General features: G+C 67.8%; 8 protein-coding genes and 1 pseudogene. 5 read left to right on the top strand and 4 right to left on the bottom strand.

All coding sequences use genetic code 11. The features are described 5' to 3' along the window. Window positions 1-384: pseudogene (locus AC1U89_RS13910) on the bottom strand (hypothetical protein); the annotation flags it as partial. Between the two features lie 497 nt (window positions 385-881). Here AC1U89_RS13910 and gatB point away from each other — a divergent pair. After that, on the top strand, window positions 882-2,381 hold the full coding sequence (gene gatB / locus AC1U89_RS13905; RefSeq protein ID WP_479900279.1) for an Asp-tRNA(Asn)/Glu-tRNA(Gln) amidotransferase subunit GatB: 1,500 nt from the start codon (window positions 882-884) through the stop codon (window positions 2,379-2,381). 74 nt (window positions 2,382-2,455) lie between these two features. On the opposite strand, the gene AC1U89_RS13900 is transcribed toward gatB, so the two are convergent. Both AC1U89_RS13900 and AC1U89_RS13895 read right to left on the bottom strand, forming a co-directional pair. Next, the gene (locus AC1U89_RS13900) at window positions 2,456-2,833 is read right to left on the bottom strand and encodes a proteophosphoglycan 5 (protein ID WP_479900278.1); all 378 of its coding nucleotides are present in this window, start codon (window positions 2,831-2,833) and stop codon (window positions 2,456-2,458) included. Between the two features lie 179 nt (window positions 2,834-3,012). Further along, entirely contained in the window at window positions 3,013-3,543 is a 531-nt protein-coding gene (locus AC1U89_RS13895) for an RcnB family protein (RefSeq protein ID WP_479900277.1), read from the bottom strand. A 191-nt stretch (window positions 3,544-3,734) separates the two neighbouring features. Between AC1U89_RS13895 and AC1U89_RS13890 the strand changes: the two genes are divergently transcribed. Together AC1U89_RS13890 and AC1U89_RS13885 are read left to right on the top strand one after the other, a co-directional pair. Beyond that, on the top strand, window positions 3,735-4,460 hold the full coding sequence (locus AC1U89_RS13890) for a glutathione S-transferase N-terminal domain-containing protein (protein WP_479900276.1): 726 nt from the start codon (window positions 3,735-3,737) through the stop codon (window positions 4,458-4,460). 194 nt (window positions 4,461-4,654) lie between these two features. Further along, on the top strand, window positions 4,655-4,933 hold the full coding sequence (locus AC1U89_RS13885; RefSeq protein WP_029916271.1) for an SEL1-like repeat protein: 279 nt from the start codon (window positions 4,655-4,657) through the stop codon (window positions 4,931-4,933). A gap of 63 nt (window positions 4,934-4,996) precedes the next feature. On the opposite strand, the gene AC1U89_RS13880 is transcribed toward AC1U89_RS13885, so the two are convergent. Beyond that, window positions 4,997-5,728 (bottom strand): polysaccharide biosynthesis/export family protein, encoded by a 732-nt coding sequence (locus AC1U89_RS13880; protein WP_479900275.1) that lies wholly within the window; start codon window positions 5,726-5,728, stop codon window positions 4,997-4,999. 84 nt (window positions 5,729-5,812) lie between these two features. On the opposite strand from AC1U89_RS13880, the gene AC1U89_RS13875 reads away from it, so the two are divergent. Beyond that, window positions 5,813-7,312 (top strand): GumC family protein, encoded by a 1,500-nt coding sequence (locus AC1U89_RS13875; protein WP_479900274.1) that lies wholly within the window; start codon window positions 5,813-5,815, stop codon window positions 7,310-7,312. Between the two features lie 103 nt (window positions 7,313-7,415). Continuing rightward, window positions 7,416-8,117, top strand: coding sequence for a P-loop NTPase family protein (locus AC1U89_RS13870; RefSeq protein WP_479900273.1), 702 nt, complete (start codon window positions 7,416-7,418; stop codon window positions 8,115-8,117). Window positions 8,118-8,134 lie beyond the last annotated feature (17 nt).

Below are 8,134 nucleotides of genomic sequence, written 5' to 3'. Positions count from 1 at the left end.
CTTGGCCGGAGCCGTCACGCGCGGCGGGGCGGTGGTCTCGGCGCGGGCGACTTGCGTCGGCGCGACGGCCTTGGCCTCCACCGGAGCCGGGGTCGGCATCGGGGCCGGCGCCGCGGTGGTCGGCAGCGGCTGGGCCTCGGCCACCTTGGCGGGCGCCGCCTCGTCGGTGGTCGGCGTCTGGGCGGGGTTGTTCATCAGCCCCCACGCCAGGCCGCCGGCGGCGATCGCCAGCACCGGCAGGCCGATGATCAGCGGCAGGTTCCGCGAAGATTTCTTCGCGGGCGTGCGAGCATAGATGGGCGCGCTGGGAAACAGAGCCGAGGAGTCGGCGCTGGTCGCGGGCGCGATATAAGGTTCGCTGGCGTCGAGGTTCRGAACAGCCATGATTTCCTCCTGCGAGTTGTTCGCTTCGGGGGAGTCAACGACAGGGTTTGTCAGCGGTTCCGGTTGACCAGGAATGACCTCGGTGTTGCCCAGAAGTGGTCATTTTTGAACTGGGATCCTTCTCCCCTTGCAGGAGAAGGTGGCGGCGCAGCCGCCGGATGAGGGGTCTTTCAAACGCCGGCCATCTCGCCCAGCGCCGCCGATCCGCGACGGAGAGGTCTTGCGACCCCTCATCCGTCAGCCTTCGGCTGCCACCTTCTCCCGCAAGGGGAGAAGGAAACAGAGGGTGTTCGGGCTTCCAAACCTTGCGCTTCCCGACCTCGGCGGTGCATGAGGACATCAACGCGGTGGTCGGCGTGATTTGTCACGCTCTTGCCGCGGCGAGCCCCACCCGACCCCTTCGGGGCCACCCTCCCCATAAAGGGGAGGGACAAGGCTTTGAGGGCGGGAGAGGGGACTCTTTCTAGTCGGCCATCCCCATGGCCAGGAATTGAGACATGACCGAAACCGCCTCTTCCAAAGTGATCAAGGGTCGCACCGGCGACTGGGAAATCGTGCTGGGCCTCGAGGTCCACGCCCAGGTGGCCAGCGTGTCCAAGCTGTTCTCCGGCGCCGCCGTCGGCTTCGGCGCGGGGCCGAACCAGCAGGTCAGCCTGGTGGACGCGGCCATGCCCGGCATGCTGCCCGTGCTGAACCGCTTCTGCGTCGAGCAGGCGGTGAAGACGGGCCTGGGCCTGAAGGCGCAGATCAATCTGAAGAGCCGCTTCGACCGCAAGAACTACTTCTATCCCGACCTGCCGCAAGGCTATCAGATCAGCCAGTTCGACCAGCCGATCGTCGGCGAGGGCGTGGTGACCGTCGAGCGTGACGACGGCACGACCTTCGACGTGCGCATCGAGCGGCTGCACCTGGAGCAGGACGCCGGCAAGTCGCTGCACGACCAGGACCCGAACGCCACCTATGTCGACCTGAACCGCGCGGGCACGGCGCTGATGGAGATCGTCTCCAAGCCCGACATGCGCACCTCGGAAGAGGCCGCCGCCTACGTCAAGAAGCTGCGCACGATCCTGGTCTATCTGGGCACCTGCGACGGCGACATGGAGAAGGGCAACCTGCGCGCCGACGTCAACGTCTCGGTCTGCCGCCCCGGCGACTACGAGAAGTACCGGGCGACCGGCAGCTTCAGCCACCTGGGCACGCGCTGCGAGATCAAGAACGTCAATTCGTACCGCTATATCCAGCAGGCCATCGAGTACGAGGCCCGTCGCCAGATCGAGATCCTGGAAGACGGCGGCAAGATCGACCAGGAGACCCGCCTGTTCGACCCGAACAAGCTGGAGACCCGTTCGATGCGGTCGAAGGAAGAGGCGCACGACTACCGCTACTTCCCCGATCCGGACCTGCTGCCGCTGGTCCTGGACCCGGCCTGGGTGAAGGAGATCGAGGACACCCTGCCGGAACTGCCGGACGCCAAGAAGCAGCGCCTGCAGAGCCAGTACGGCCTGTCGGCCTACGACGCCGGCGTGCTGATCATCGAGGCCGACCGCGCCGACTACTTCGAAGCCGCCGCGAAAGGCCGCGACGCCAAGCTGGTGTCCAACTGGGTGACCAACGAGCTGCTGTCGAAGCTGTCTTCGGGCGGCCACGAGATCGCGCAGTCGCCGCTGCCGTCGTCGGACATCGCCCAGCTGGTCGAGCTGATCGAGAACGGCACCATCAGCTCCAAGATCGCCAAGGAGGTCTTCGAGCACATGTGGGCCGGCGAGGGCCGTCCGGCCGAGATCGTCGAGAAGCGCGGCCTGGTCCAGATCAACGACACCGGCGCCATCGAGGCGGCGATCGACAAGCTGATAGCGGCCAATCCCGACAAGGCCGAGGCGGTGAAGGAAAAGCCCCAGGCCATCGGCTGGTTCGTCGGCCAGGTGATGAAGGAGACCGGCGGCAAGGCCAATCCGGCCACCGTCAACGAACTGCTGCGCAGCAAGTTGGGGCTGTAGGCCTCGCGCACTGAGCAAAGCAAAGGGCCCGCCGCTCACGCGACGGGCCCTTTTTCATGGGCGGAGCGCCGGCCCTAGGGCTTGGGCGTGTCCGAGGCCGGGGCGCTGGCCGGGGCTTCGGCGCCGGTCGGCTTGTGGTGCTTCTTGGCCTTCTTCTCGGGCTTGGCGTCGGCGGACGGGGCCGCGTCGGTCGCGCTGTCGGGGGCGGTGGCCGAGCTGGGCGAGCCGCTGGCGGCGGCGCTGTCGGCGCTGGACGACGGCGGCGCGGCGGCCGGGTCCGTGCCGTAGGACGGCGACGTGCCAGAAGACGACGGGGTGGACGAGGCGGGGGCGCTTTGCGTGGTCTGGGCCGTCGGATCGGTGGCCGGCGCCTGCTGGGCCAGGGCCGCCCCGGCGAAGCCGGCGAGAGTCAGGGCTGCGACGGCGGCGGCGGGGATGCGGAGCTTGGTCATGGAAGCGTCTCGTTACAGTCGCGTCGGAAAGTGACACGGCCGGGACGCTGACCCGTGAATGCGGTGGGAATGGCCCGCCAATCAGACCATCTCGCCGCATGCGCGGCGAGGATGCGGCGAATGGCGACGCTTGCCGAGAGTTTCGGAAAGCGCCGCCAGGGCCGTCAGGTCAACAACGTCTAGTTGTTGATGATGTCGAAGATCAGTCCGGTGGCGATCGCCGCCAGGACGTAGTCGTTACCGGTCCGATACCAGTAGTAGCCACGGGGCGGCGGACGCAGGTGGTAGTATCCGTAGTCGTGAACGATATAGGTGTTGCCGCGATAGTAGGGCGGCAGGTAACCGCCGCGGCGCCAGGCGGTGTAGCCGGGGCGATAGCCCGGGCGGCCGTAGTAATAGGCCGGCGGCGCGCCGTAGCTCCAGCGGTTGTTGTAGTAGTAGCCGTTGTGGCGGCCGCCATCCCAGCGGTTGTCGTGACGGTCCCAGCCGTTGTGGCGGCCGTTGTCGTGGCGATCCCAATCGCCTCGGTCGTGACCACCGCGGTCGTCATGGCGGCCGTAGTCGCCGCGACCGCCGCCGTGGCGATCGCCTCGGCCGCCGCCGTCGTGGCCCCAGCGGCCGCGATCCTGGGCGGACGCGTCGCTCGCGGTGACAGCCATCGGTCCGGCCACGGCGGCCACGGCGGCGAGGGTGAGCAACAGGCGCTTCATATCCGACGTCTCCTTACTTCGGTCGGCGGTCCGACAACCGCCTAATCCCTCGACCTTGAAGACAGTTTCCGCCGTCCTGGCTGAACCTGATCTGAACGGCGCCGTCAGGCTGGAGCATGAACGGCCTTGGCGGGAGCCCGGCGCGCGACCATGTTGGTGGTCAAACAAAACCATCTGTTGGGAGCCCGCCGATGAGCCGTCCGATCGCGTTGTACTACTGGCCCACGCCGAACGGCTGGAAGATCTCCATCGCCCTGGAGGAGATGGGCCTGCCCTACGAGATGATCCCGGTGAACATCGGGGCGGGCGAACAGTTCAAGCCGGACTTCCTGGCCATCAGCCCCAACAACCGCATGCCCGCCATCGTCGATCCCGACGGGCCCGACGGCCAGCCGATCTCGGTGTTCGAGTCTGGGGCCATCCTGCAGTACCTGGGCCGCAAGACCGGCCAGTTCTATGGGGCCAACGAGCGCGAGCGGGTCGAGATCGACCAGTGGCTGATGTGGCAGATGGGCGGCCTGGGGCCCATGGCCGGCCAGACTCACCACTTCCGCCAGTACGCCGCCGCCATCGTCAGCGACCAGCGCCAGATCGCCTACGGGGCCATCCGCTACACCAACGAGACCCACCGGCTGTACGGCGTGCTGAACAAGCAGCTGGAAGGGAAGGATTTCATCTGCGGCCAAGTGTCCATCGCCGACTTCGCCTGCTGGGGCTGGGTGGTGCCGTGGAAGAACCAGGGCATCATCCTCGAGGAATTCCCGCACCTGAAGGCCTGGTTCGAGCGCCTGGCCGCCCGCGAGGCCGTCGATCGGGGCTTCAAGCTGGGGGCTGAACTGCGCCGCCAGGGCCTGCAAGCCCCCGGAAAAGCCCAGGAAGAGGCCCKAAAAGTGCTCTTTGGCCAGCGCGCCCGTTAACCCGCTGTATACGGCGGTTTACGCGCAGTAACACCTGTAACTGCGACGTAATGTCCATGAATGGTTTATGTATTCGCGACCTAGATTCATGATGTCGACGCCATTAACTGTATGTTCAGTGGCGATGGACTTTTCTGTTCTCACAGCCAAGCGGAGCCAGAACGGCGACGGGGGCTGAGATGGGAATTGAAGCCATGATGATGAGTATCGAGCCGCCGGCCGCCATCCACGGGATCCCGCTGCCGACCGTCGACACCTCGGGCGACGAGCTGTTCCGCATGGGCCTGCTCTATTCGACCGGCCAGGGCGGCGCGCCGCTGGACTACGTGTCGGCCCACATGCTGTTCAACCTGGCCGCCATGCGCGGTTCGGTCGAGGCCAAGGTCTATCGCAAGGAAATCTCGCAGGAGATGGCCAGCGAGGACGTCGCCGAAGCCCAGCGCCAGGCGCGCGAATGGCTGGCTCACGGCTGAACCCATCCGGGTTCAGCCCACGCCGTCCTCTGACCCGGACGCCGCGCGCCCGGGTGGAATGTCCTAGTTTCCGCTGAAGCCGTTGACGGCGTAGCTGAAGCTGATCGGCAGCAGGTCACGGAAGTACTGCTGCATGAACAGGCCCGCCTCGGACACCCCGCTGCGCGGCACATAGACCACGTCGAACCGGCGAAGCGGCACCAGGTCCGCGCGCCCGTTGGTCATCCCCGTCAGCAGGTCCGCCGTGCGCAGCATGGCCCGACCGTTGGGGCCACGACGAATGATCACCACCGACGTCCGCTTGGCCGAGGCCTTGAAGCCGCCGGCCTGGATGACGGCCCGCAGGGCGTCGCCGTCCCCGGCCATGTCGTAGACGCCCGGATTTCCCACTTCCCCGCCCACGAACACCTTCAGCGGCGCCGTCGACTTGATCGACACCTGCACCTGCGGCCGCAGCAATTGGGTCGAGTAGGCCTGGGTGATCGAGGCCTCCAGTTCCGCGATCGTGCGGTCGGCGGCCATCACCGGCTGGATCAGCGGCAAAGCGACGCGGCCGTCCGGTTGGACCACGACGGACTTGTTCAATTCGGTCGCCGAGGGCACGGTGATTTCGACTTCGTCGCCCGGATAGAACCGGTAGTCGGGCTCCTGATCCGACCAGTCGGCATAGCCGATATCGGAGAAAGTGGCCGTGGGACGGGCGGTTGGCGTGATCGGCTCGCGATCCACGTGACCGCAGGCCGAAACCGCGAAGGGCAGGGCGAGAGCCGCCGAAAGGATGGTGCGCCTGTGCATGCGGCAAGTCTTAACAGATATAGGTAACGAAGCCTTAAGGCGCGGGCGGCCAGGGTGCGGCTGGGGACAGTCAGTCGGATTCCTATGTCAACCACGAGCGCCTGGAGCAGCGTGCCGCACGACCCGCCGTCGCATAGCGACTGGACGGCGCGTGCGCGCTATGCGCCGACGGACTTCGTGACCCTGCTGTGGCGCGAGCGCTGGCTGATGCTGGGCGTGTTCCTGGCCATCTTCCTGCTGGGCCTGGCCTTCGCCACCACCCTGAAGAAGACCTACACCGCCCAGTCCAGCCTGTTCGTCCGCCTGGGCCAGGAATATGTCTACGAGCCCCGGGCCGGGGACGCCGCGCGCGGCGCCGTGCCCGACGTCGACCAGGTCATCCAGTCGGAATCCGAGATCCTGGGCAGCGGCGAGCTGCGCGAGCGGGTGATCCGCAAGGTCGGCTTCGGCAAGGTGTTCCCCAGCAGCGCCGCCAAGTACGCCGTCGCCTCGCCGGAGGGGAAGCGCAAGCTGATGGCCGAGGGCCGCGACAGCCTGGCCCGCAACCTGAAGATCGAGACCGCCCCGGACAACTCGATCATCCGCCTGGCCTACTCGAACGAGGATCCGGAGATCGCCGAGAAGGTGCTCAACACCCTGCTCGAGGAATATCTAATCTATCGCCGCAGCCTGCTGATCGGCGGGGGCGACAACGGGCTGGAGCGCCAGCGCGAGCTGTTCACCCAGAAGCTGGCCCAGACCGACGCGGCCTATCAGGCCTTCCTGTCGGGCAACGACATCGGCGACTTCACCGCCCAGAAGACCGCCCTGACCCAGCTGCAGGCCCAGGCCGAGTCCCAGAAGTACGCCACCGAGGCGCAACTGCAGGACCGCATGGGCCGCCTGGCCGCCGTCCAGGCCGAGCTGGGCCGCACGCCGCAGGACACCGTGCTCTATCGCGACAGCGACATGTCGGCCCCGGCCAAGCTGGCCCAGCTGAAGCTGGACCGCGAAGGCCTGCTGGCCCGCTATCGCCCCGACGCTCAGCCGGTCCGCGACATCGAGGCGCAGATCGCCCAGCTGGAGCAGGGCGTGGCCTCGGGCCGGACCAGCGGCGACGGCGCGCGCCGCAGCGGTCCCAACCCGATCTGGCAGACCCTGCAGTCCACCCGCAACGACCTGACCGCCGAGGTGGCCGCCCTGCAGCAGTCGCTGGCCGCCTACACCCAGCAGACCCAGGACGTGAACCAGCGCCTGCTGCGCCTGGCCGAACTGGAGCCGACCTTCAACCAGCTGTCGCGCGACCGCGACGTGCTGTCGACCAATGTCCGCGACTTCACGGTCAAGGAGCAGCAGGACCAGGCCCAGCGGCAGATGTCGGCCCAGGGCAGCGACAACATCCGCATCGTCCAGCGCGCCGTGGCGCCCTCGACCGGCAAGAGCCTGAAGAAGCCGATCATCGTGCTGGCCTTCCTGTTCGCGGCCTTCACCGCCGCCTGCGCCGGCCTGGTGCGGATGCTTCTGCGCCCCGGCCTGCAGACCCCGGCCTCGGCCTCGCGCACCCTGGGCCTGCCGGTCCTGGCGACGGCGCACTACAAGCGCTGATCCAAACCGCTGAACACGAAAGCCCTGGGCGCTTTCGTCGCCTTTCGCGCGAGCGCGTTTGCGCATTAGGGTAAACGGACTTCAACGCGCGGCGATTCGGCGAATGGTGGATTTGAACGTCGAGATGGCGGAGCTGTGGGGGAGCCTTGGCGCCCCCGCGCCCGGCCGCGCGCACGTCATCCAGTTCGTCGCCGCCCGACGCGGGGAGGGGACCTCGACGGCCGCCCGCGAATTCGCCCGCTTCGCCGCCAAGCGGGCCGGCCGCAAGACCTGGCTGATCGACCTGGACCTGGTCACCTCGCCGCAATACCAGGCCATCGCCGCCGACCCCGAACGCTACGGTCCGCTGGGCGGCGGGGCTCCTGCCTCGCCCGACGGTTCGGCCTTCTTCACCGTCCAGCCGCCGGCCCCCAAGCCGGGCGGCGGGGTCTGGCCCGACGCCAAGTACCTGACCGCCCACAGCGTCGGCGGGCCGCGCTTCTGGGTGACCCGCTTCAACCGCGAGGCCCTGCGCGGTCGCCAAAAGGTGCACATCCTGCCCGGCGTCGAATACTGGGCCGCCCTGCGCCGCCACGCCGAGATCATTGTCGTCGACAGCCCGTCGGCCGACCGCTCCCAGGCCGCCCTGACCCTGGCCCAGCACATGGACCAGACCGTTCTGGTGGTCAGCGCCCAGCAGCCCGACGTGCGGCCGCCGGGCCTGCTGCGCGACGCCCTGGCCTCGTCGGGCGGCCGCACGGCCGGCGTGTTCTTCAACCAGGCCTCGGTCCAGCCGCCGAAGTTCCTGAAAGCGATCCTCCCATGAGGTTATCTCCCTCCGGG

The organism is Caulobacter sp. 05T431, from assembly GCF_056665975.1.
This window is presented reverse-complemented; position numbering and strand designations above follow the sequence as displayed.

Bases quoted from the DNA above. Each gene is read 5' to 3' on its own strand.
- AC1U89_RS13875 (WP_479900274.1), top strand. From the start codon at position 5,813: ATGTCAACCACGAGCGCCTGGAGCAGCGTGCCGCACGACCCGCCGTCG.
- AC1U89_RS13880 (WP_479900275.1), bottom strand. From the start codon at position 5,728: ATGCACAGGCGCACCATCCTTTCGGCGGCTCTCGCCCTGCCCTTCGCG.
- gatB (WP_479900279.1), top strand. From the start codon at position 882: ATGACCGAAACCGCCTCTTCCAAAGTGATCAAGGGTCGCACCGGCGAC.
- AC1U89_RS13870 (WP_479900273.1), top strand. From the start codon at position 7,416: ATGGTGGATTTGAACGTCGAGATGGCGGAGCTGTGGGGGAGCCTTGGC.
- AC1U89_RS13885 (WP_029916271.1), top strand. From the start codon at position 4,655: ATGATGATGAGTATCGAGCCGCCGGCCGCCATCCACGGGATCCCGCTG.
- AC1U89_RS13900 (WP_479900278.1), bottom strand. From the start codon at position 2,833: ATGACCAAGCTCCGCATCCCCGCCGCCGCCGTCGCAGCCCTGACTCTC.
- AC1U89_RS13895 (WP_479900277.1), bottom strand. From the start codon at position 3,543: ATGAAGCGCCTGTTGCTCACCCTCGCCGCCGTGGCCGCCGTGGCCGGA.